At 71.7% G+C, this 21860-nt stretch carries 21 protein-coding genes and 1 pseudogene; 12 read left to right on the forward strand and 10 right to left on the reverse strand.

The features are described 5' to 3' along the window. Positions 1 to 17 precede the first annotated feature (17 nt). The 3 genes from ACWD1U_RS13760 (at position 18) to ACWD1U_RS13770 (ending at position 2049) form a co-directional block, all read left to right on the forward strand. The gene (locus ACWD1U_RS13760; RefSeq protein WP_451107255.1) at positions 18 to 677 is read left to right on the forward strand and encodes a nucleoside/nucleotide kinase family protein; all 660 of its coding nucleotides are present in this window, start codon (positions 18 to 20) and stop codon (positions 675 to 677) included. Between the two features lie 151 nt (positions 678 to 828). Continuing rightward, positions 829 to 1338 carry an N-acetyltransferase family protein gene (locus ACWD1U_RS13765; protein ID WP_451107257.1) on the forward strand — a complete coding sequence of 170 codons (510 nt, stop codon included), beginning with the start codon at positions 829 to 831 and terminating at the stop codon, positions 1336 to 1338. 9 nt (positions 1339 to 1347) lie between these two features. After that, a complete protein-coding gene (locus tag ACWD1U_RS13770; RefSeq protein ID WP_451107259.1) occupies positions 1348 to 2049 on the forward strand; it encodes a maleylpyruvate isomerase family mycothiol-dependent enzyme in 702 nt (233 codons plus the stop codon). Between the two features lie 7 nt (positions 2050 to 2056). Here the strand turns inward: ACWD1U_RS13770 and ACWD1U_RS13775 are convergent, their stop codons facing one another. The 5 genes from ACWD1U_RS13775 to ACWD1U_RS13795 all read right to left on the reverse strand — a co-directional run bounded on the left by ACWD1U_RS13775 (position 2057) and on the right by ACWD1U_RS13795 (position 8560). Then, complete coding sequence (locus tag ACWD1U_RS13775) at positions 2057 to 3889, reverse strand: hypothetical protein (RefSeq protein ID WP_451107261.1); 1833 nt, start codon at positions 3887 to 3889, stop codon at positions 2057 to 2059. 23 nt (positions 3890 to 3912) lie between these two features. After that, positions 3913 to 4815 carry a carbohydrate ABC transporter permease gene (locus ACWD1U_RS13780; protein WP_451107263.1) on the reverse strand — a complete coding sequence of 301 codons (903 nt, stop codon included), beginning with the start codon at positions 4813 to 4815 and terminating at the stop codon, positions 3913 to 3915. Continuing rightward, the gene (locus tag ACWD1U_RS13785) at positions 4812 to 5723 is read right to left on the reverse strand and encodes a carbohydrate ABC transporter permease (RefSeq protein WP_451107265.1); all 912 of its coding nucleotides are present in this window, start codon (positions 5721 to 5723) and stop codon (positions 4812 to 4814) included. Before ACWD1U_RS13785 ends, ACWD1U_RS13780 begins: the two co-directional genes overlap by 4 nt. Before the next feature lie 124 nt (positions 5724 to 5847). Next, a complete protein-coding gene (locus ACWD1U_RS13790) occupies positions 5848 to 7170 on the reverse strand; it encodes an ABC transporter substrate-binding protein (protein ID WP_451107267.1) in 1323 nt (440 codons plus the stop codon). A gap of 274 nt (positions 7171 to 7444) precedes the next feature. Continuing rightward, positions 7445 to 8560, reverse strand: a complete 1116-nt coding sequence (locus ACWD1U_RS13795) for an ROK family protein (RefSeq protein ID WP_451107269.1) — start codon at positions 8558 to 8560, stop codon at positions 7445 to 7447. A 240-nt stretch (positions 8561 to 8800) separates the two neighbouring features. On the opposite strand from ACWD1U_RS13795, the gene ACWD1U_RS13800 reads away from it, so the two are divergent. The 3 genes from ACWD1U_RS13800 to ACWD1U_RS13810 all read left to right on the forward strand — a co-directional run bounded on the left by ACWD1U_RS13800 (position 8801) and on the right by ACWD1U_RS13810 (position 13535). Continuing rightward, positions 8801 to 9700, forward strand: a complete 900-nt coding sequence (locus ACWD1U_RS13800) for an N-acetylglucosamine kinase (protein ID WP_451107271.1) — start codon at positions 8801 to 8803, stop codon at positions 9698 to 9700. 211 nt (positions 9701 to 9911) lie between these two features. Further along, positions 9912 to 11828, forward strand: coding sequence for a phosphatase PAP2 family protein (locus ACWD1U_RS13805; RefSeq protein ID WP_451107273.1), 1917 nt, complete (start codon positions 9912 to 9914; stop codon positions 11826 to 11828). Between the two features lie 36 nt (positions 11829 to 11864). Then, on the forward strand, positions 11865 to 13535 hold the full coding sequence (locus ACWD1U_RS13810) for a phospholipid carrier-dependent glycosyltransferase (protein ID WP_451107275.1): 1671 nt from the start codon (positions 11865 to 11867) through the stop codon (positions 13533 to 13535). A 90-nt stretch (positions 13536 to 13625) separates the two neighbouring features. Here ACWD1U_RS13810 and ACWD1U_RS13815 read toward each other — a convergent pair whose 3' ends face one another. Both ACWD1U_RS13815 and ACWD1U_RS13820 read right to left on the reverse strand, forming a co-directional pair. Next, on the reverse strand, positions 13626 to 14027 hold the full coding sequence (locus ACWD1U_RS13815; RefSeq protein WP_451107277.1) for a DUF3662 domain-containing protein: 402 nt from the start codon (positions 14025 to 14027) through the stop codon (positions 13626 to 13628). 52 nt (positions 14028 to 14079) lie between these two features. Next, positions 14080 to 14238, reverse strand: coding sequence for a hypothetical protein (locus ACWD1U_RS13820; RefSeq protein WP_451107279.1), 159 nt, complete (start codon positions 14236 to 14238; stop codon positions 14080 to 14082). A 159-nt stretch (positions 14239 to 14397) separates the two neighbouring features. Between ACWD1U_RS13820 and ACWD1U_RS13825 the strand changes: the two genes are divergently transcribed. The 4 genes from ACWD1U_RS13825 to ACWD1U_RS13840 all read left to right on the forward strand — a co-directional run bounded on the left by ACWD1U_RS13825 (position 14398) and on the right by ACWD1U_RS13840 (position 19064). Continuing rightward, complete coding sequence (locus ACWD1U_RS13825) at positions 14398 to 15315, forward strand: MurR/RpiR family transcriptional regulator (RefSeq protein WP_451107281.1); 918 nt, start codon at positions 14398 to 14400, stop codon at positions 15313 to 15315. Between the two features lie 262 nt (positions 15316 to 15577). Further along, a complete protein-coding gene (locus ACWD1U_RS13830) occupies positions 15578 to 15952 on the forward strand; it encodes a hypothetical protein (protein WP_451107283.1) in 375 nt (124 codons plus the stop codon). Positions 15953 to 15995: 43 nt separating this feature from the next. Further along, on the forward strand, positions 15996 to 16562 hold the full coding sequence (locus tag ACWD1U_RS13835; RefSeq protein ID WP_451107284.1) for an antibiotic biosynthesis monooxygenase: 567 nt from the start codon (positions 15996 to 15998) through the stop codon (positions 16560 to 16562). A gap of 195 nt (positions 16563 to 16757) precedes the next feature. Beyond that, entirely contained in the window at positions 16758 to 19064 is a 2307-nt protein-coding gene (locus ACWD1U_RS13840; protein ID WP_451107532.1) for a SpoIIE family protein phosphatase, read from the forward strand. 245 nt (positions 19065 to 19309) lie between these two features. On the opposite strand, the gene ACWD1U_RS13845 is transcribed toward ACWD1U_RS13840, so the two are convergent. From ACWD1U_RS13845 to ACWD1U_RS13855, 3 genes and pseudogenes are all read right to left on the reverse strand, one after another. Then, positions 19310 to 19798, reverse strand: a complete 489-nt coding sequence (locus ACWD1U_RS13845) for a flavin reductase family protein (RefSeq protein ID WP_451107286.1) — start codon at positions 19796 to 19798, stop codon at positions 19310 to 19312. Between the two features lie 69 nt (positions 19799 to 19867). Further along, on the reverse strand, positions 19868 to 20542 hold the full coding sequence (locus tag ACWD1U_RS13850; RefSeq protein WP_451107288.1) for a peptidoglycan-binding domain-containing protein: 675 nt from the start codon (positions 20540 to 20542) through the stop codon (positions 19868 to 19870). A gap of 223 nt (positions 20543 to 20765) precedes the next feature. After that, positions 20766 to 20892, reverse strand: a pseudogene (locus ACWD1U_RS13855) (IS5/IS1182 family transposase); the annotation flags it as partial. On the opposite strand from ACWD1U_RS13855, the gene ACWD1U_RS13860 reads away from it, so the two are divergent. Both ACWD1U_RS13860 and ACWD1U_RS13865 read left to right on the forward strand, forming a co-directional pair. Further along, complete coding sequence (locus ACWD1U_RS13860) at positions 20893 to 21027, forward strand: hypothetical protein (RefSeq protein ID WP_451107543.1); 135 nt, start codon at positions 20893 to 20895, stop codon at positions 21025 to 21027. A gap of 298 nt (positions 21028 to 21325) precedes the next feature. Continuing rightward, the gene (locus ACWD1U_RS13865) at positions 21326 to 21637 is read left to right on the forward strand and encodes an NIPSNAP family protein (protein WP_451107290.1); all 312 of its coding nucleotides are present in this window, start codon (positions 21326 to 21328) and stop codon (positions 21635 to 21637) included. Positions 21638 to 21860 lie beyond the last annotated feature (223 nt).

The following is a 21860-nucleotide window of genomic DNA, read 5'->3' on the forward strand; positions in this document are numbered from 1 at the left end:
GGTGACACACTCTCCTGGTGCCGCTCACCTTCGCCGACCTCGTTCACCGCGCCCGCGCCCTCCCCCGGGGCGGCCGGCGCGCGATCCTCGGCATCGCGGGCAGCCCCGGCGCGGGCAAGTCCACGCTCGCCGAGCACCTGGTGCGGCAACTGAACGCATCCGGTGACCCCTGGGTCGCGCACGTTCCCATGGACGGCTTCCATCTCGCCGACGCCGAACTGGAGCGGCTGGGCCGCCGGGACCGCAAGGGCGCGCCCGACACGTTCGACGCGGCCGGGTACGCGGCCTTGCTGGCGCGCCTGCGCGAGGAGTCGCACGAGGGCGACGTCGTCTACGCACCTGGCTTCGAACGCGCCCTGGAGCAACCGATCGCCGGAGCGATCCCGGTCCCGCCCACGGCCCGCCTGGTCGTGACCGAGGGCAACTACCTCCTCCTGGACACCGGCGCGTGGCCCCGCGTCCGCCCCCTCCTCGACGAGGTGTGGTTCTGCGAACTGCCCGAGCCGGAGCGGATCCGCCGGCTGGTGGCCCGGCACGAGCAGTTCGGCAAGACGCACGAGGAGGCGGAGGCGTGGGTGTCGGACTCGGACCAGCCCAACGCCGAACTCATCGCGACGACTCGGGAACGGGCCGACCTGATCGTGCCGGAGTCGGCGCTGCCGCGCGTGGAGGCGTGAGCGGTCCGCACGACCGGCCCGGGAACCATGGCGATGAGGAGGGCCGTACCGACGAACGCGACGGTTGAAGTGAACACCGCTCCACGTCACGGAATTCGCCCGCCCCCCGAGCCGCTTCCCGGCCGGGCCGCGATGAGGCATGATCGGTCGCATGATCAGGTCCGCCACCCTGGACGACATCCCCGGGATCCGGGCGATGATCCGCGAACTCGCCGTGTACGAACGGGCCGCCGAGCAGGCCCGGGCCACCGAGGAGCAACTTCGACAGGCGCTGTTCGGTGAGCACCCCGCCGCCCACGCGCTGATCGCCGAGGACGACGGCACGGGTGAGACCGTGGGCTACGCCCTGTGGTTCCCGCGTTTCTCGACCTGGACGGGCACGCGCGGTATGCACCTGGAAGACCTCTACGTACGCCCGCAGGCGCGCGGGGCGGGGCACGGAAAGGCCCTCCTCGCGGCCCTCGCCGCGACCTGTCGGCGCAACGGCTACGACCGCTTCGAGTGGTGGGTCCTGGCCTGGAACACACCGACGATCGACTTCTACAAGTCGCTCGGGGTGGAGCTCCTGGAGGAGTGGAAGGTGTGCCGGCTCAGCGGTGAGCCCCTCAGGGAACTCGCCGCTCAGGCACCGGACGTCGTGAACCCCGCCCGCGGCGCGTAGGAGAAGCCCGTGCGACCCCCCGTGGCCGAGGTGATCGCCGCCCACCGTGTGCTGGCACGCCTCGTCGACCCGCTCGACGAGGAACAGGTCCGTGCGGCGTCCGCCCTCCCCGGCTGGTCGCGCGGGCATGTCCTCGCCCATCTCACCGACAACGCCCGGATGTTCGCCCGCCTCGCGGAACACGCCCTGCGCGGGGAGCTCGTGCCCGCCTATGACGGTGGCGTGGACGAGCGCAACGCGGTCATCGAGGCCGGCGCGGGCCGCAGTGCCGCCGAACACCGCGCCGAACTTGCCGCCCGTACGGCCGAATTGGAGGCGGTCTGGGCGCGTCTCGGCGACGCCGACTGGGGCCGCCCGGTGACGTTCCGCAACGCGGACATCTCCGCGACGGTCTACGCCCGCTGGCGCGAGGTCTGGATTCACATGACCGACCTGGATCTGGGCGTCCGGCCGGAGGACTGGCCCGCGGACCTGGCCTGTCACGCCATCGACTTCCTGCTGTGCCGGCTGCCGGCGGGCACGCGTGTGTGCGCCGAGGACCTGCCCCGGGAATGGTCCGTCGACGACGGGCCCGGCACCAGGGTCACCGGGCGGGTGCGCGACCTGGCCGCGTGGATGGCCGGCCGCACACCCGCCACGGCGCCGGTGGCGGCGGAGGGGCTGCCCGCGCTCGGGCCGTGGCCGCCGCATCCGCCGCAGCTCCGTAGGTGAACCGCTCTCAGGCGGACAGCGTCAGCTCCGGTTCGGCGCTCGCGTCGCCCGCCGCCTCACCGATCACCGCCGTGAAGGCCTCGGTGCGGACCCTGAGGGCCGCGCCCTCGCGTTCGAACGCCGGTGTGAACTCGTCGTCCTCCGGGCCGTAGCGGACCGCGAAGACGTGCAGGTCCTCGGGTCCGCCGGGGTCCGGTTCGGCCTCCAGGGCGGTGGAGGCGACCAGGTGGCGCCAGCCCTCGTCGGGGTTGCCGTAGCCGCGGGGGTCGAGGGCCAGGGCGAAGGCGGCCTGTTCCTGGGTGAGCGGCGCACGGGCGTCGAAGTAATGCGGGTCGTCCGGGGCCGGGTGGGTCAGCCGCAGGTCCGCTGCCGCCGCGGCCCGCGGCTCCAGGGCCCTGCGGACGCGGTCGCCGTCGTCGATGGCGTAGGGCAGGCCGGCGAGGAGGTACGGCGTGCCGGGCAGGCGTTCCACCGCGACCGTCGTCCACAGGGTCCTGCCGTCCGTCACGTACAGGGACCGGACGTGCCGCAGGACGTGGTCGCGGCCGACGACCGGCTTGGTGACCAGTTTGGCCCTCAGGCCGCCGGACGCCACGTCCCGGACGCGGACCTCGCCCATCGGGCGGCACAGCAGGAAGCCGTCGACGACCGGGCCGAAGCCGTGCTGGCGGTTGACGGCGGCCGGGAGGTAGTAGGTGCCCGCGGCCTCGACCAGCGACGGGGTCATGTGGTTGTCGAAGGCCACCGACACCGAGCCCGCGCGCAGTTGGTGGCGGGCCGGAGCCGTCGACGGGGTGCGGTGCCAGGGCGTGGAGTCCTGGATCTGCCAGACCAGCATCCACGCGAAGTGGCCGTCGACCCCGCCGTCCGCCTTGACCGCGTGCCGCGCCCAGCGGCTGTCGCCCCGGTAGCGGCCCAGGTCGGAGCCGATGCGGGCGCTGAAGTAGCGCAGGCCGAGCACCGACTCGAAGGCGGAGTGCTGCTCGCTGTAGCGGGGGCCGCCGTTGTCGAAGCCGCCGTTGGTGAGGCGGGCGTCGATGTAGCGGGCGAGCGCGTCGCCGTCCTCGGCGAACACCTTCTCGCCGCTCACCCGGTGGGCCTGGGCGAGGAAGGACAGGGAGATCGGGCCGTAGTTGTTGTCGTAGGCGCCGCCGTGCTCGGGCGGCAGGAGGGCGCCCCGGTCGGCGACGCGGTGGGCGCGGATCTCGTCCCCGTAGAGCCGCAGGGCTTCGCGCCGCACCGAGTCGCCCTCGTCGGGCGGCAGGTGACGGGCGAGCATCAGGCCGCCGACGACGCAGCCGATGGCCTGGTTGCCGGCCTCCTGCGGGTTGAAGAACGTCACCTCCGTCAGCCAGCACCAGTAGCCCTGCGCGACCTTCAGAAGTGCGGCGCGCTGCTCGTCGTCGACGAGGCCGTCCGCCGCGTCCAGGACGTTCACCGCCTGGAGCAGGGCCCACACCGTGCTGGGCCAGTCGCCGATGGGGTGGGCACCGGCCGCCAGGGTGTAACGGGCGTACGGCAGGCCGGAGTCGCGCACCCGCAGGTTGGGGTAGCCCGGGTTGTCCTCGGTGTACACCCGCTCGGTCAGGTGGAAGGCGAGACTGCGGCGGACCGCCTCCGGCAGGCGTGGGTCCCCGCCGCGCTGCCAGGCGAGGGCGAGCAGGGAGGTGACACCGAGGGAGGTGTCGCCGATGTCGTCGACGCAGTCGGGGTGCTCGAGGTTGCCGTCCGGCGTCATACGGGCCAGGGCCTGCTCGGTGACGTCGGCGAGGACGGCGTCGTACGCCTCCGGGGTGTCCGGGAGGTCGTGCAACGGGCCGCGCTGGTGGGGGAGGTGCACGGGTGGATCAGCCCTTCAGTCCTTCAGTCCTTCAGTCCGGCGTTGATGTCGGCGTTCATGACGTAACGCTGGAACACCAGGAAGACGACGATCAGGGGGATCATGGAGATGACCGATCCGCCGAGCACCACCGACCAGTTGATGTTCTGCGCCCCGACGAGGCTCTGGATGCCGATCTGCACGGTGAACTTTCCGGGGTCGTTGAGCATCAGCAGCGGCCAGATGTAGTCGTTCCACCGCCACTGGAACGACAGGATGGCGAGCGTGAGCATGATGGGCCGGGAGATCGGCACCATGATCCGCAGGAAGATCGACAGTTCGCGGGCGCCGTCGATGCGGGCGGCCTCGACGAGCTCGTCGGGGACCGTCAGGAAGAACTGGCGGAACATGAAGCACCCGGTCGCGGTGAGCACGGCCGGGAGGATGATGCCGGCGAGCGAGTTGTAGAGGCCGAGGTCGCGGACCACCAGGAACTGCGGGGCGAGCATGACCTCGCCGGGCAGCATCGTGGTGGCCAGGATGCCGACGAAGAAGACCTTGAGCCACTTGTTGTCGTACTTGGCCAGCGCGTACCCGGTGCAGCAGCTGACTCCCACCGTGAGGATCGTCGCGATCACACACACGATGGTCGTGTTGATGAAGTACTGGGAGAAGTTGGCACTGTCCCACGCCGTCTTGTAACCCGAAAGGGTGGGGTCGTGCGGAAGCAGCGTCAGCGGAAGGGAGAACAGGTCTCCCGCCGGCTTGAAGGAGCTGAGGACGAACCACAGCACCGGCAGCCCGTAGAGGGCCGCCAGGACCCACAGCAGTGTCGTCGCGGGCACCGCGCGCCGTAGCCCACCGCCGGCCGCGCCGCGGGGCCGCTTCCTGGGAACAGCCCGTCCGGGCTGGGAGCCGACCGGGCGTGGCATGTCTGTGGTTGTCATCGGTTCTCCACCCGCCGGTTGACGATCAGCTGCATGATCGCGACGGCCATCAGGATGAGCATGAGCACGAACGACGCGGCGCTCGCGTAGCCGATCTGGCCCGATTTGAAGCCGGTCTGGTAGATGTACTGGACGAGCAGGTTGTTCGACGTTCCGGGTCCGCCGTTGTTGAGGGAGGCGAACAGCGGGTATTCCTTCATCGCGTGGATCGTGTTGAGCAGGATGACGATGAAGGAAGTGGGCGCGATGCTCGGCAGTGTGATGCTGATGAACTGGCGCCACGGACCGGCGCCGTCGAGCGATGCGGCCTCGTAGTACGACACCGGTACGTTCTTGATCGCCGCGATGAACAGCAGCATGGAGAAGCCCGTCCAGGCCCAGGATGCCGCCACCACCACCACGATCAGCGACAGGTCCGCGTTCGACTGCCACGGAACGGCACTTCCGCCGAGCTTCTCGATGAGGTAGTTGACCAGTCCGAAGTTCTCACCGAACAGCCACCGCCACAGGACACCCACGACGATGGGCGACAGAAGCCACGGGATGAAGAAGAAGACGCGGGCGACCGACACGCCCTTGGCGTGCTTGCTCACCAGCACGTTGGCGATGAGCAGCGAGAACACGAAGTTCAGCGGGACGAAGAGCACGGTGTACAGCAGCGTCCGGGTCAGCGCGTCGAAGAAGGTGGAGTCCCCGAACAGGTTCTGGTAGTTGTCCAGTCCGACGAACTGGAACGCCCCTACGCCCGTGTAGTTCGTGAAGGAGTAGACGAGCCCGATCACCGCCGGCCAGGCGAAGAACAGCGCGAAGAGCACGACGTTGGCCGCGACGAGGACGAGCGGCGCAAGGGTGTACTTACTTCGGCTCCTGGGCGGGCTCGCGGACACGTCCGGGGCGCGTTTGGTCATCTTCCTGACTCCGTGCTGGTGGAATGGGTTCCTGTGGGCCGAGGCCATGAGCCCGGCATCGCGTGGGTCCCGAGGCCGGGCGGCGGTGTCTCGACCCCGCCGCCCGGGCCTGTCGAGTCTGCGCTCAGCCGCCGACCTGCTGGTTGTAGCCGGCCACGATGTTGTCCAGCGCCTTGTCGACCGACTGCTGGCCGTTGATCGCCTTGCCGAGCTCCGTCTTGGTCGGGTCCTCGGTGAGGCTCTTGCCCTTCAGCACCCAGTTCGTCTGCGCGGTGTTGAAGTAGCCGGAGATCGGGGCGTACAGCGGGATCGACTCGTTGTACAGCTTGAACGCCGCCTGCGCCGCCTCGGACTTGAAGGGATACTTCGGGTTCAGACCGCTCTCGACGGGCAGGAACCCGGACGCCTCGCACAGCGCCTGGTAGTGGGCCGGCTCGTACAGCCAGGACAGGAACTTCGTCGCGGCGGCGGCGGCGTCGCCGTTGTTGTTGAAGCCCACCGTCATGCCGCCGCTGTTGACGTCACTGGCCTGCACCGGCTCGGCGGGAGTCGGGACGCTCGCCCAGTCGAACTTGCTGATGCTCTCCGCGAAGGCGGGCACCTGCCACACGCCGGACCAGTAGGCGACCACGTCACCGCTCTGGAACATGGCCGACGGGTCGGCGCCGCTCGTCCACACCGACTTCGGCATGGTCTTGTCGTCGTTCATCTCGACGAAGCGCTTCACGGCCTTCTTGGTCGCGGCGTCCACCGAGAACTTGCCGGAGGAGTCCGCGTGGACGTACTTCCCGCCGAGCTCGTACACCATGGCGCGGAGCCGGGAGGGCGACTGGTCGAACGTGAGGGAGTACTTGGCGCCGGTCTTCTCCCGGACCTTGTCCGCCGCCTTGATGAATTCGGTCCAGGTCCAGGTCTTCTGGGGCGAGGTCGGGACGGGGACGCCGGCCTTCTTGAACAGCGTCTCGTTGATGAACAGGCCGGACGCGGTGATGTCCGAGGGGATGGACAGCACCTTCCCGGACGAGTCCTTGGCGACGAAGTTCTTGTTGATCTTGTTGTTCTTGTTGTTGGCGATGGAGCTGAGGTCGATCAGCTTGTTCGCCCAGATCGGGTCCAGCTTCGGCACTGCCGCCACGTCGGGCAGGGAGTTCGCCTGCGCGGCGTTGCGCAGCTTCGCGTCGTAGCCGTCGTAGGGGATGTTGACGAGCTTGACGGTGACGCCGGTCTCCTTCTTGTACTGCGCCACCATCTTCTTCCAGCCCGCGTCCTGCCCCGGAACCGTGGAGATCCAGAACGTCAGCGACTTGGCGTTCCCGCCGGAGTCGGATCCCGACCCGCAGGCGGAGAGCAGAAGGGCACCTGCCGTGGCCACGGCAGCGAGGGGAACCACGCGGCCTATGCCGCCGCGGCCGAGTCGGCGGGAGCGCCGCACACCCACACTGGTCATCTTCGATCCCTTTTCGTCGTAGCGGAGGAAGCACGGCGCCAGCCGAGGCGGCACGGGTGCAGTCTGCGGGAAAATTCGCTTTCCGGGGGCACGGCCTCGCCCGGCCGCGACGCCTTGACGGGCAGGGTCCCCGGCCATGACGGCCGACGTCGCACAAGCACGCCCTCGTGCGGCTGCCGTACTTCTCGTACGGGCGGGAGGCTCACCCGGAGTCGGCGTCCCGGCCGACTCAGAAAGCGCTTGTCCGGACATTGGCAGACCGATGGCGCAGCCGTCAATGCTTCGCCCGCACAGCTCCGGTCACGGTTTGAATTCCATGGGCCACCGCAAGCCTGCTGGCGCCCGCCACCGTGCCGGTGTCGCCCACCACGCTGCTGACCACCTCGGTGGGCCAGCTCAGCCGGGCCAGCTCGGCCCGCACACCGGACAGGAGCTGCGGATCCGCGCCGGTGCCGCCGCCCAGCACGATCAGCCCGGGGTCCAGTACGGCGGCGACGGCGGCGGCGAGCCGGCCCACGTCGGCGGCGTGCGAGGCGACCACGGCACCGGCCGTGGCATGCCCCTGCCCGGCCAGGGCGAGGAGCCGCTCGGCGGTGCGCGGGCGGGGCCCGTCATCGTCCTGCCAGGCCTCCGCCGCACGGCGCAGCAGGGTGCGCGAGCCCATGCGCTGCTCCAGGCCCTCGTGGCGCGGGGCGCGGTCGTCGTCCCAGGGGTAGGGCAGCCGGGCCACCTCACCGGCGGCGCCGTTCGCGCCGCGCAGCACCCGGCCGCCGATGACGACGGCGAGTCCGATGCCGACGCCGATGCGCAGGTAACCGAAGGTGTCGCGGCCGACGGCGGCGCCCTCGTGGAGCTCGGCGAGGGCGGCGCAGTTGACGTTGTTCTCCAAGTGGACGGGGACGCCCTCGGGCAGTGCGACGGCCATGGCGTCGAAGACGGGTCCGGCCTTGGCGGTCGCGGGGCGCTCCCCGGCGCGGTCCCGTACGGGGACGTCACCGACGGCGACCACGACGGCCCGCAGCGGGGCCCCGGCGGGCAGGGCGTCGAGGACCTTGCGGACGGTGTCGGCGGCCTCCGGCCGGGACCCGGTGCCCTCGGCGAGCAGCGTGCCGTCCAGGGCGCAGGCGCGCACCCGCGTCACGGCGGGCCCCAGGTCGACGGCGAGCACGGCGCCGGCGGCCGGTCCGAGACGGTAGATCGCGGCGCTGCGGCCGGTGCCCCCGGAGGCCCTGCCGGAGTGGGCGGCGAGCTCGACGGCCTCCAGCTCGGCCACGGCGGAGGAGACGGTCGGCTTGGAAAGGCCGGCACCGGCCGCCAGCTGGGGGCGGGTGGCCGTGCCCGTCCCGGCCAGTACGTCGAACACCACACGGGCACTCTCACTCAGGCGCATGGTCTCCCCAGGTCGTGCTGCGGCCGTGCAGGGCGGCGGCAAAGGTCGCGCGGCATCGGGATTCCGTGCCTCTTGACGCGCACCCTACTTCGTTAGTTAACTTCCTAACGAACTCCACGGTACTCGCCTGCCGTGGCCCGCAGAAGCCCGTCCCGGGGCTTCCCTACCTCTTCAACTGGCGTGGTCCGACGCGCGGTTCGCCTGCCGTCGCCGTGACCGCGCAACGACGAAAGAGGACCCGTGCAGGACTCCACGCCTTACGTGGTCGGTATCGACGTGGGCGGAACGAAGACGCACCTGCGCGCCCTCGCGGGCGGCGAGGACGTCGCCGACCATGTCCGCATCAGTTCGGGATGGCGGCCGCACGACCCCGGGGTCGCCGCCGACTGGCTGGCCGCTCTGGTCGCCGACGCCCTGCCCGCTCACATACGACCGTCCGCTCTCGCCGTGGGCGGTCACGCCTGCGAGACCCCACGCCAGTGCGCGGGCATCCGCGCCGCCGTTCAGGAGCGGCTGGGGGTGCCCGCGCTCGTCGTGGGCGACGCCGAACTCCTCGTGCCCGCCGCCGGGCTGGACAAGGGCGTCGGTCTGGTCGCCGGCACCGGTTCGGTCGCGGTCGGGCGGCTGCCCGACGGCGGGCCGGTCCAGGTCGGCGGCTGGGGCGCGGCGCTCGGCGACGAGGGCGGCGCGGCCGGCCTCGTGCGCGAGGCCGCGCGGGCCGTCTGGGCGGCGCACGACCGCGGCGAGGAACCCGACGCGCTGGCCAGGGGGCTGATCGCCTCGTTCGGCGTGGCCGAGGTCCCGGCGCTGGGCGCCGCGCTGGAGGCCGCCTCGGACATGTCCGCCGAGTGGGGCCGCCACTCCCCCGTGGTGTTCACCGCCGCCGAGGCAGGCTCGCCGCTCGCCCGGGCCGTGATCGCCGACGGCGGCCGGGCGCTCGCCGAGCTCGTGGTACGGCTCGCCGCGCGAGGGGTCGCCGTGGACGACGTGGTGGTGGCGGGCGGCACGGTGCTCGCCCAGCCCGCGCTGTACGAGGCGTTCACCGTCGCGCTCGCCGAGGCGCTGCCCGTCGCCCGGCCGCAGCCGCTGCGCGTGCCGCCGGTCGAGGGCGCGGTGGCCCTGGCCCGTTCGCTGCTGTGAGCCGGGCGGTCGCCGTTCACGATCCGGACACCGGCCCGTGGCCGTTCCCTCGCCGAAGGGCCACGACACGGCCGTAGATCTTCGCTCGTACGCAAGGGTGCCCCGGAAGTCATCAGGGCACCGAAGTCGCACAGGTCGCATCCCGTCCCCGGCCGCAAGGCCGAAGCTCCCGCCGCAGAACTCCTCGGCAGAACTCCAGAGAGGCACACCCATGCCGTCATCAGCCGGGCACCGCACCGCCACCACCGTGAACAGGCGGGGGTTCCTCAAGACCTCCCTCGGAGCCTCGGCGGGACTGTTCGCCGCACCGACGCTGGTCGGCTGGCTCGGCGCCGCGGACGCGAAGGCGGCCACGGGCTTCGCCGCGTTCGTCGACGACTACAAGTCGAACGTCCTCACGAACCTGACCCCCGAGACCAACGCTGTCGTCCGGATCCTGGGCGGCATCACCCAGGTGTGGAAGACCGGTGACGCCTGGGACACCGGCCGCGTCCTGGACCGCGAGGTGCTGCGCGCCAACATGCGCTACTGCGCCCGCATCACCCGGTTCCGCACCGAGGCGCAGGCGAAGGAGGCGTTCCTCTACGACCGCCAGCACCAGAGCTACGCCATGATCGCCGGCCTGGGTCCGCTCGCCGAGCTGTACAAGGCGGGCGCCAAGGCGGTCACGTCGATCACCGGCGCCCCGGACGGCACGCCCGCCGGGAAGATCAGCGACACCCTGCCCGCCGACGCCCCGGCCGGTTCCGCGCTCGGCGCCGGCTCCCACGACTCGGAACTCGGCAAGGTGGCCCAGCTGGTCGACACCGTGCGCGGGCCGTTCGCCTCGGGCAACCCCGGCAAGTTCGCCTTCCAGTACCCGCGTCCGTGGCGCATGAACGAGGACAGCGAGGTCGTCGACACCGGGAAGAAGGACGCACTCGGCTACCCCGTGTACGACTCGGACGTGGTCGTCGCCCCGCAACTGCTGCGCCAGCGCTCCGAGAAGGCGGAGGAGGACGGCGGCTTCCCCAGCGGTCACACCAACGCCTTCCACCTGGCCGGCCTCGCCTTCGCCTACGCGGTGCCCGAGCGGTTCCAGGAGCTGGTGACGCGCGCGTTCGAGCTCAGCCACACCCGGATCATGGCGGGCATGCACTCCACGGTCGACGTCATCGGCGGCCGCGTCATGGCCACCGCCCTGACCGCCGCGACGCTGACCGACCCGGCGAACGCCGAGCTCAAGGCGGCGGCCCGCGCCCAGGCCCTGGCGTACTTCACGCAGAAGACCGGCACGACGGCCGACACGCTGTACGACCACGCCCACTCCGACGCCGATGACGCCTACGCCGACCGCGAGGCCAACGCCCGTGCTGTCGAGCCCAAGTTCACGTACGTCCTGCCCCGCCGCGGCCGCAAGGACCCGCTCACCGTGCCGAAGGGCGCGGAGGTGCTGCTGGAGACGCGGCTGCCGTACCTGACCGCGGCCCAGCGCCGCGAGGTGCTGCGTACGACCGCGCTGCCCTCCGGGTACGTCCTGCTGGACGGCTTCGAGCAGTGGGGCCGACTGAACCTGTTCGCGGCGGCGGACGGGTACGGCGCCTTCGACCGCGATGTCACCGTGACACTGGACGCGGCGGCCGGCGGCTTCCACGCGGCCGACAGCTGGCGCAATGACATCGAGGGCGACGGCGGACTGACCAAGCGCGGCACGGGCACGCTCACCCTCACGGGTCACAACCGCTACCACGGCGGGACGGCTGTCGAGGCCGGTACGCTCGTCGCCGCCTCTCCCAACGCCCTCGGCCAGGGCGACGTCCGGGTCACGGGCGGCACGCTGCGCGCGGACAAGGTCCTGCGGGTGCGCGGCTCGTACGTCCAGGAGGGGGAGTCCGTACTGGAGTTGCCGCTCCGCAAGCACCACGGCCCGGCCCTCACGGTGGACCGGCGGGTGCTGCTGGGCAGGGGCAGCGTGCTGTCGCTGCGGCTCGACGCCGAGCGGCCGCCGGTCGCGGGGACGACGGTCCCGGTACTGTCCGCCGCGTCGTCGCGCGGCAGGTTCGACCGGGTCGAGCTGGATTCCGACACGCTGCGGGCCGTGCCCGTGCACACGTCGGAGGGCCTGTCGGTGCGACTCGTGCGGCGGTGACACCGTGCGCGGCGGGGGCTGATGCAGAGTGGGTCCATGAGGGACCTGTGGATCGCCCCCGCCGTTCCCCGGCCGGTGTCGCTCTCACCCCCGGCACCGGCCGGTTCCGTGCGGCGGCCCGGCAGACGGTGGCCGGTGCCGCTCCTCGTTGCCGTGCTGCTCGCGCAGATGACCTTCGCGATGGTCACGACCGCCGTGCAGCAGACGCCGACGATCGACGAACCGGTCTACGTGGGCGCGGCCGCCGAGTACCTCCACGAGCACCGGCTGCGGCACAACCCCGAGCATCCGCCACTCGGCAAGCTGGTCATCGGCGCGGGGGTCGCCCTCGCGGATCCGCACATCGACTCGTCCTTCACCGGGGACCAGGGGCAGTCGGGGCGGCATCTGCTCTACGAGTCGGGCAACGACCCGTGGCGGCTCATGTTGTGGGCCCGCCTCCCGGTGATCGCACTGACGCTAATCTTCGGGTTGGTCGTGTTCGCCTTCGCCCGTGAACTGGCCGGGGTGGTCGCGGGGTTGGCCGCGCTCACCCTGTTCTGCTTCTCCCCCGACGTCATCGCCCACGGCTCCCTCGCGACACTCGACGTACCCGCCGCCGGCTTCGTGCTGACGTCGGCGTGGTCGGCGTGGCGGGCCCGCGGGAACCCCCGGTTGTACGTGCCGCTCGCGGGAATGGCGCTGGGCGCCGCACTCGCCACGAAGATGAGCACGCTGCCTGCTGTGCCGGTGCTGATGATGCTGGCCGCGGTGTCCGTGTGGCACGCCTCCGCGGGAGGCCGGCGCCTCGTGCGTGCGGTCGCCGGCGCGGGCATGGTGGCTCTGGCCGCGATCGCGGTCGTGTGGGCCGCGTATCTGCTCGTCGATCCGCGGCTGCGCTGGACTCCGGAACAGCATGTGCCCGTGGTGCGCGGGCTGCGCGGGCTCCTGGTCGAACTGCTTCCGTTTCCCAAGGCGTACCGGGACGGGATGCGCATCCAGTTCGGGCTGGAGAACCGGCCGTGGCAGGGCTTTCTGTTCGGGCGGCTGTACGACGGCTCGCTCTGGTACTACCTGCCGGCCGCGCTGCTGGTGAAGACCCCGCTGGGGATGCTCGCGCTGTGGGCCGGGGGTGTCGCCGTGGCCGTCGCGGTTCGGCGGCTGCGGCCTGCCGCACCGTATGTGCTGGCCGCTCCCTCGGTGTTGCTGGCGGCCGCCATGCAGGGGGCGCGGGACTTCGGGACCCGGTATGCCGTGTTCCTGCCGCTGTTCCTCGCGGTGGCCGCGGGATGTGTGCTGGTGGTGCGGCGACGTTGGGTGTCCGTGGGGGTGGGCGCGCTGGTGGCGTTCGCCGCCGTCAGCTCGGTACGGACGTACCCCTGCTATCTGCCGTACTCCAACGAGGCGTTCGGGGGGCCTGGCCGGACCCGGGAGTGGTTGCACGACTCCAACGTGGACTGGGGGCAGGATCTCGGGCGGCTCGCGGACCGGCTGCGGGAGCGGTATCCGGGTGAGCGGGTGTGGCTCGTGTACAAGGGCAGCGGGGTGCCGGCGTTCTACGGCATCGCAGCGGCGGATCCTCGGCGGGTGCCGGTCGGTGAGGTGCGGGGCCTGCTCGTCGTTTCGGACTCCGCGGCCGCGAAGGCCACGGGGCGGCTGGCCGAACTGATCGCCGGCAGCCGCCCCGTGGACGACGTCGGGCACTCGATCACGGTGTATCGGCGTTGAGTACGCGTCCTCGGGCGGGTGCGTCGCGGCTGGTCGCGCCCACGCGGCGGAGCCGCACTTCGAAGCAGTCCCGAGCCCCTGCGGGGCTCGTCAGTGCGCCGCGTGGAAGAAGCCGTCGGCGCTCACGTGGGGCATGACCCTGCTGGCCACCCGGTAGCGGCCGTTGGGGACGTGGGCGCACCTCGCCACGTGGACCGCCAGCGGGCCCGCCCACTCGTAGCCGCGGCGTTCCGCGTGGCGGGAGAGGCTGTCGGTGAGGGCCTGGCTCACGTCGACGCCGCTGCGCGCCAGGTGCTCGTGCACCTCGTCGGGCAGTTCCACGTCGTAGGCGTTGGGGACCATGACCCGGCCCTCGCGGCACACCACGGCGTTGTCGTCGCACTCGCGTCGCAGTGCGTCGACGACCTCGACCGGTTCCTTGTCGAGGACCCGCGCCCACAGCGCGTCCCATCGGTTCTCGAGGGTCTCTTCCAGCGCACTCAGCGCGCCCATGCGATCTCACCTGCCGAAAGCGTCGTCGGTTCGGTTGCGGTGACCGGGGTTCCTACCGGTCGTCGTAGTCGTCGGGGCGCACCGCGGCCTCTTCCAGTGCCTCGCGCATCGTGCGGCCGGTCCCGCCCGGCGGCCGGGAACGGTCGTCCTGCTGCTCCAGGACCTCGTCCGTGGTCTGCGTCTTGGGCCGGTTCTCCTCGGGGGTGGTCATGACGGTGGTTCCTCTCGACGATGTTCTGCGGCGGCGGGTTCCCGCCCGGCCCACGGGTATCCCCGCATCGGGCAGCTCATGTGCTCCCGTGAAGAAGCCCTGGTCACTACGGTGCGTGAGCTATGTTGAACGTCCGTGGGAGACGAAGGAGGCGTACCGGTGCCATCGCCGCAGCAGGCACGCGCACAGGCATCCGCGATCACCTCGGGGAAGGCCGCCCCGGAAACGGAGGTCTCCCCGTCCTCCCAGTTGCGCACGCTCTTCGACCGGCCCCGGCTGTCCCCGGGGCAGCGGCGCATCGCCCAGTACCTGATCGAGCACATCACCGAGGCGGCGTTCCTGTCGATCACGGATCTCGCGGAACGGGTCGGCGTGAGCCAGCCCTCGGTGACGCGGTTCGCCTCGGCGGTCGGCTTCAGCGGTTACCCGGCGCTGCGGGAGAAGCTCCAGTCGATCGCGCTCGGCACCCTCGCGGGCGGCCCGGCGGAGGAGAACCGGGGCAACGAACTGCAGGCAGCGGTCGACGCGGAGATCGAGAACCTGGAGAACCTGCGGCGGGACTTCGCCGACCCCGGCCTCGTCATCGACATCGGCCGCAAGCTGTCGTCGTCCACGCCTCTGACCGTCCTGGGGCTGCGCATCTCCGTCTCGCTCGCCGAGTACTTCGCCTATGCCGCGCGCCGGATCCATCCGGACGTACGGCTCGTGACGCGGGGCGGCAGTGTCGCCTACGACGCGCTGCTTCAGTCGCGTGAGGCGGGCGGCACCTGGGTGCTGGCCTTCTCCATGCCGCGGCACGCCCAGGAGACCCTGACGGCCGTGCGGGTGGCGCGGGGCGCCGGGCTGAAGGTCGCCCTGATCACCGACCTGGCCCTCGGGCCGCTCGCGGAGGAGGCCGACGTCGCCTTCGCCCTCGGGACCGGATCGCGCCTGGTCTTCGACTCCTACGCCGCGGCGGGGGTGATGTGCTCGGCGCTGCTGCAGGCCATGACGGACGCGGATCCTGAGCGGACGCAGGCCCGGCTCGAGGAATACGAGCAGGTCGCCGACCAGCACCAGTTCTTCCTCAGGGACTGAGCAGCACGCACACGCGCGCGCGGACCATCCACAACAAAGCGCGCATGAATGTTTTCATGCTCCTTGCAAACCGGATGGCATATATAAATACTGCTCACGGATCGCGACCCGGCCCTTCCGGATCCGTTCCGCACCCGTGGAAGCCGGGTCCTACCCACTCCGGCCTCATGGGTGCCCGTGGCGGCCCCGGTCATCCCCTGGGCCGGGGCCGCCCCGATTCGTCGTCCACCCTCACGGCGCCGCACACCCGGAAGCGATGATCATGCCCCTGACGTCCACGCGCATCAGCCCGGACTGGCCCTGCCAGGTCAAGACCCCCGGGAGCCACGACTGGGAGCGCTCGGCGGCCAAGTGGCTGCGCGAGCTGGTACCGGCCCGATACGCCGGCTACCCCGCGTTCGTCCGCCGTCCCGTCCTCCTCGCCCGGCACGCCCAGATCCAGGTCCAGCACGAGATCCGGGTCGCCCGCACCGCCCTGCAGACCGCACGCGCGGACCTGCCCGGGCTCGGCCTGCACGAGGGCGTCATCGAGCACACGATCAAGCTGTACGCGGCCGAGGTCATGCAGTTGCAGCACATCGCGCGCAGCGTCCGGGCGGTCACCCAGGCCCTGGTGGAGGCGGGTCGCCAGCCGTGACCCGGAGGGCATGAGCCGCGCCCCGCGTGGCACACGTGGAGGAATGAGCACCACTGAAACCCGCCGCGCCGAGCCGGTGACCACGGTCCTGACCTGGCAGGTGCGCCCCGGCCGGGAACGGCAGTTCGAGGAGTGGACGCGCGGCATCACCCGCTGCGCCAGACAGTTCCCCGGCAACGAGGGCGTCTCCTGGCTGACACCGGAGGACGGCCACCGCTACCACGCGGTGCTGCGCTGGTCCGACCGGCACCGGCTCGCCGCCTGGCTGGAGTCCGAGGAGCGCGCGCACTGGCACCGGCGGATCCGGGACATCGCCACCGAGGTCAGCAGCGAACGCCAGTCGACGACCGGCATGGAGACCTGGTTCAGCCTGCCGGGTACCACCGTGCAGGCTCCGCCGCGGTGGAAGATGGTCCTCACGACCTTCCTCGGCGCCTACCCGTTCACCCTGCTCATCCAGTGGCTGGTCACGCCGCACACCACCGGCTGGCCGCTCCCGCTGCGGGCCGCCGTGTTCCCGCTGGTGCTGCTGCCGGTGCTGACCTACCTGGTGATGCCGGGGCTCAGCCGGCTGCTGCGCCTGTGGCTGTATCCGCGCGACGGCCACTGACGCCTTGGAAGGGGCTGATGTGACGGACGGGACGCCGGGGATAGGCGAGCAGTCCGGGCGTACAAGGCGTTCTTCCCCTCGGGCCAGGTATGCAATGCTCAACGCGTGACGAGCGAGCCCGTGACGCCGGCGCAGCCCGGTGCCGCACCGGACCTGGTCGAACTGGCCAAGATCGTCGCCCGGCAGCGCGCCGAGATGGACCGGCTGCGCGACCAGGCGGCCACCTCGGCTGTCGTGGAACGGGCCAAGGGCGCCGTGATGGCGCTGACCGGATGCTCCGCCGACGCGGCAGGCGAGCAACTGCTCCAGCGGGCCAAGGCGGCCCGTCACACCCTGCTGGAGGAGTGCTGGATCACGCTCGGTGGTCTCGCGCCCACGGCGCCCGGGCCGGGCGAGGCGAGTGAGTCCACCGGCCTCGGGGCTCCCGTCTCCGGGCCCGCCGTCCAGGAGGAGACGGCCGTCCCTGACGACGTCTCCGCGGCCCTGGCCCGCCTCGGCCAGGCCCTCGTTCGGGTGATCACGCCGCACGATCTCGCCCGGTGCCTGCTGGAGCATCTCGCCCCCGACATGACGGCGGAGGCGGTCCTGGTCTACGCCCGAAGGCCCGACGGCGGCCTCGAGCTGATCGGGCACGCGGGCGTCGACGACACGCTCGCCGCCCAGTGGGGCCGGGTACCGCCGCTGAGCGGGATGGCGGCGCTGGACGCGCTGCGCTCGGGCGAGTCGCGCTGGCTGGAGGACTTCGCCTCGGACCAGCGGCAGAACCTGTTGATCGGGGACCCGCCCGAGCGGTGGCGGTCGAGTGCCTGGCTGCCCGTGTCCGCCGGGGGCCCGGCCGAGGTCTGCATCGGTGTGCTGCGCGGCCGTGCCGGGGCCTTCCCGCCGCGCGATCGCGCCCACCTGCGGGGTGTCGCCGGGCTGTGCGCCGGGCGGCTGCGCGCCTTCGACACCCCGCCGGAGCGGTCCGCCGACGCCACCACGGACGCGGTGCAGGCGCTGTTCGAGGCGCTGCCGCTCGCGGCGATGCTGCTCACGCCGCTGCGGGCCGCGTCGGGCGAGGCCGAGGACTTCCGGGTCGAGGCCGCGACCGCCCAGGTGGGCGATCTGCTGGGCCGCACCGGTGAGGAAGCGGCCGGGCGGCGGCTGCTGGAGCTCCGGCCGGCCATGGTGGCCGAACCCCTGTGGCAGGGCTGCCTGCGGGTGCTGGCCACCGGGGAGCAGTTCGAGAGCGATCCGTTCGCGCACGAGGAGGTCGTGGCGGGCGTCGCGGAGCTGTTCACGTACACGGTGCGGGTGGCGCCGCTGGGCGACGCCCTCGTCGTCTCCTGGATCCGGCACGGTTCCTCCGACCGGCAGGAGCAGCGGCTGGCGGATCTGCAGCGACTGGGCAACCTGGGCTGGGCGAACTGGAACCTGGTCACGCAGGAGGCCTCCTGGTCGACCCAGGTGTTCGCACTGCTCGGCCGGACCTCCGCGGACGGCCCCGTTCCGCTGACCGACGTGCCGGAGCTCGCGCTGCCCGAGGACACGCCCGCGCTGACCCGCGCCGTCGCCGAACTCGTCCAGGAGGGGCGGCCGTTCGACGTGCCGTTCCGTATCAGGACCAGCGGCGGCATCCGGCATCTGCGGCTCGCGGCCGAGGCGGTGTGCGACCGGCACGGCACGCCCGTCGAGGTGCACGGGTTCGTGCAGGACATGACGGCCCGGCGGCGGGCGGAGCTGGCCCTGGTCGAGAGCGAGCGGGCGATCCTCACGCAGCACGACGTGCTGCAGGCCGAGCGGACGCTGGCCTCCCGCCTCCAGCACGCGCTGCTGCCGCTGGCCAACCGGCCGGTACACCTGGCCGGGCTGCGGGTCGAGGTCGCCTATCTGCCCGCCCAGTCGGGCGTGCACGTCGGCGGTGACTGGTTCAGCGCCATCGAACTGCCCGACGGGGACGCGCTGCTGGTGGTCGGCGACGTCGCCGGACACGGTGTCGACGCGGTCGCCACGATGGCCCAGCTCCGGTTCACGGCGAAGGGCATGGTCATCACGGGCTCGTCGCTGACCGGCGCGCTCGCCCGGCTGAACACGCTGCTGCTGCACTCGCGGGACACACACGCGACCGCCACGATGGTGCTGGCCCGCTACGACCCGCGCGAGCGCCGCCTGGTCTGGGCCCAGGCCGGCCATCCGCCGCCCCTGCTGCTCCGGGACGGCGAGCCGCGATATCTGCGCCGACCGCGCGGCATGCTCATCGGCGCCTCCGCCACGCCGGTCTTCGAGGAAGCGGAGTGCCGTCTCGCACCGGGCGACCGGCTCATCCTGTTCACCGACGGGCTGGTCGAGCACCCCCCGGAGAGCATCGACCGCGGTATGGACCGCCTCGCGGAGGCCGTTGCGGCGCCGCACACCGACCGGCCGGGGTCGCTGGGGCCGTTGCTCGCGCGGATGCTGCCGGACGAGCGGCGGGACGACGTCTGTGTCGTGGACGTCCGGGTGCCGGGGGGCCCGGAGAAGTAGGCCGCGCCCGGTTCACGAATCGCCGCGGTGCCGCCAGTACCACCACAGGCCCACGAGCAGCGCCAGCAGGAACAGGGTGGGCAGCACCAGGCCGGGAATGCGGGAGCCGTTCATGGGCGTGGCCTTCGGTTCGCGGCGGTTCGGGCGCTTCGTGCATCGCCCCCTCCCAGGGTGACGCGCGGCGGCGGGGCCGTCCCGCTGTTTTTCCCAGCCGTTGCCCGGCGTTCGACAGGCAGGGCGCGAGGTCAGTCGACCGGGTGACCGGGCTCGATGTCGAGGGCGTCGGAGAGGCGCAGCAGCCGTGCGTCGCGGGGGTCCCGGCCGCCCCACTCGACCGGGTCGAGGACGAAGCCGATGTGGTCGCCGCCGCCGGCGCGGGTCACGATCCGGCCGACGAACCAGGCCGGCGCGTCCTCCAGGACGAGCGCCCCGCCGTACGCCTCACGCAGCCGCACACCCTGGAACTTGTCGGTGTCGTCGCCGGTGCGCCCGCCGAACTGTTCGGCGAGGGCGTGCTGTTCGCGGGTGAGCAGGTGCACGGCGAGGACCTCGGCGTTCCGGGCCACCCGGAAGGTGTGGTTCAGCTCGGACAGCCACACCACGAACCGCACGGGCCGCAGCGAGCACTGCGAGGCGAACCCGACCAGGCAACCCGCCTGTTCACCGCCCGCGGCGGCCGTGACCACGTACATGTCGGGGTTCAGCCGGTCGATGAACTCGTCCATACCCGCCATGTTCGCATCACTCCCGCCCCGGGCGGCCGACGCGCACCGCGCGTGCCGTCCCGGGCGGGATGATGCCGGTCAGTTCGTGACCGGTGCGGTGCGGGACTCCAGGGCGGTGCGGGTGTCGTCGCCGTAGACGCCGTTCTCGTCGCCCCGGATGCCGTACCAGAGCTGGAAGCGGGCCACCGCCGCCGTGAGGGTGGGGTCGTAGCGGCCGCTGGTGGAGCCGTCCCGGTAGACGTCCGGAATGCGCAGGAGGCGTTCCTGGAGTTCGGTCACCTCGGGGCCGCTGGCTCCTTCGCGGAGGGTGCCGGGACCGTCGGGGTCGGCGGCGGGCGAGGTGGAGGTCGGGGCGGGCACCGCGGCGGGGGTGGAATGCGTCGGCCGGGGTGCGGGGGCCGTGGTGTCGTCCTCGGCCCCACCCCGGAGCACGAGCGCACCACCGAAGCCGATCACGGCCGCCGCCAGGACGGCCACCGCCACGGCGGTGCGGCGCGGTCCGGAGCGGGTGCGTACGGCTCGGCCGGGTCCGTGGCCGCGGGCGACGGTCGGGAGTTCCCGCGTCGGCTCCCGCGAGCCGGCCGGTCGGCCCGGCCGTGCGACCGACTCGTAGCCGGCGGGCTCCCGACCGGTCTCCTGCCGGAACTCCCGCATCAGTTCCGCCAGCGCGTCGGTGCGGCGGGGCCGCAGGACGCGGATGGGTTCGAGGGGCCGGCCGTCGTACGGCTGCCGGGGCTCGGACGGTGTCGACACGCCGCTCTCCTTCCGTCCGGGCCCGGGGCCCGCCATCGGCAATCTTCCTGCCGCTGGATACGCGGCTTGGGCGCCAAGGGTTCAGAGGGCGCCCCGGAACCGGGGACAGAGCACTCAGTACCTCCCGCACAGTGCACTGAGTGCCACTAAGATGTCGTTCCAGCTGGTGAGTCGGCGGTAGGCGGTGAGGGCTGCGGCCATGCCGACGAAGGCCCGGGAAGTGTTCGGCCTTGCGTTCGTAGCGGCGGTGCAGGCGGCGGCATCCGGCCAGCCAGGGCCACCGTCCGTTCGACGACCCAGCGGCGTCGGCCCAGCCGTGTGGACGACTCGATGCCCTTGCGGGCGATGCGGTGGCCACCGGCAAGGGCTCAGCAGACCCGGATCCGTCGATCCTGTTGTTCCAGGGGGTGTTCGCGCGGGAGGCGCAGCTGTCGCCGATCACCTTGAACGCCTGGCACCGCCGCCTCGCCGAAGCGCCCGGGTAGCTCCGCTGGCAGGGCATTCCGGCGCCTTGCGATGCACGGCACCGGACCACGCGACCTGATCGGACGCTCATAGGGCAAGGCCCCCTAAGTCGATTGAGTTCGGGGCATGCTGGCCTGGCGGCTCGGCTGGTGTGTGAGCAGCAGGAGGACTGCCGGGCAAGGACGAGCTCCGTGATCGTCCCGGCGGCGGGTGGGCTGCTTGGTGATCCGGGACGTCGACCCATCCTCTTCTGCCAGGCGAGGGTCAAAGCACGTCGGCCGTCTTCGAGCTCGAACCGGCATGCGGCATTATGCGGGCGTGATCACCATTCATCTTAAGTACGAACTTGACGCCGACAAGCTTGAGGACTTTGAGGAGTACGGCCGCCGCTGGGTCGTGCTCGTCAACCGGTTCGGCGGGACGCACCACGGCTACTTCCTGCCGAGTGAGGGCGACAGCGACATCGCCTACGCGCTTTTCACCTTTCCCAGTCTCGCCGCGTACGAGCAGTACCGCATGGAAAGCATGACCGACCCAGACTGCCAGGATGCCTTCGAACTGGCTCGTAACACCCGCTGCATCAAGCGGTATGAGCGCCGCTTCCTTCGGCCTCTCGATGTCATGTCCTAGGTTTATCGATCATGAGCGTTGTTGACAGGTACCGGGCTTGATCACCCGCTCGCCCATGTCGCCGCCGAGATTCCATCTCCCGCGCCGCCGCCCACAAGTGGATCCACCGCTGGCGATCCGAGGTGAGCCGGGCCTTGCCGACCGCTCCAGCAGGCCGCGCACGACACCACAATGCACCGCGGCATCGTGGAGGCCCGCGTCTGTCAACTGCGCCTGGGAAGTG

This window comes from Streptomyces sp. NPDC002788, from assembly GCF_053592115.1.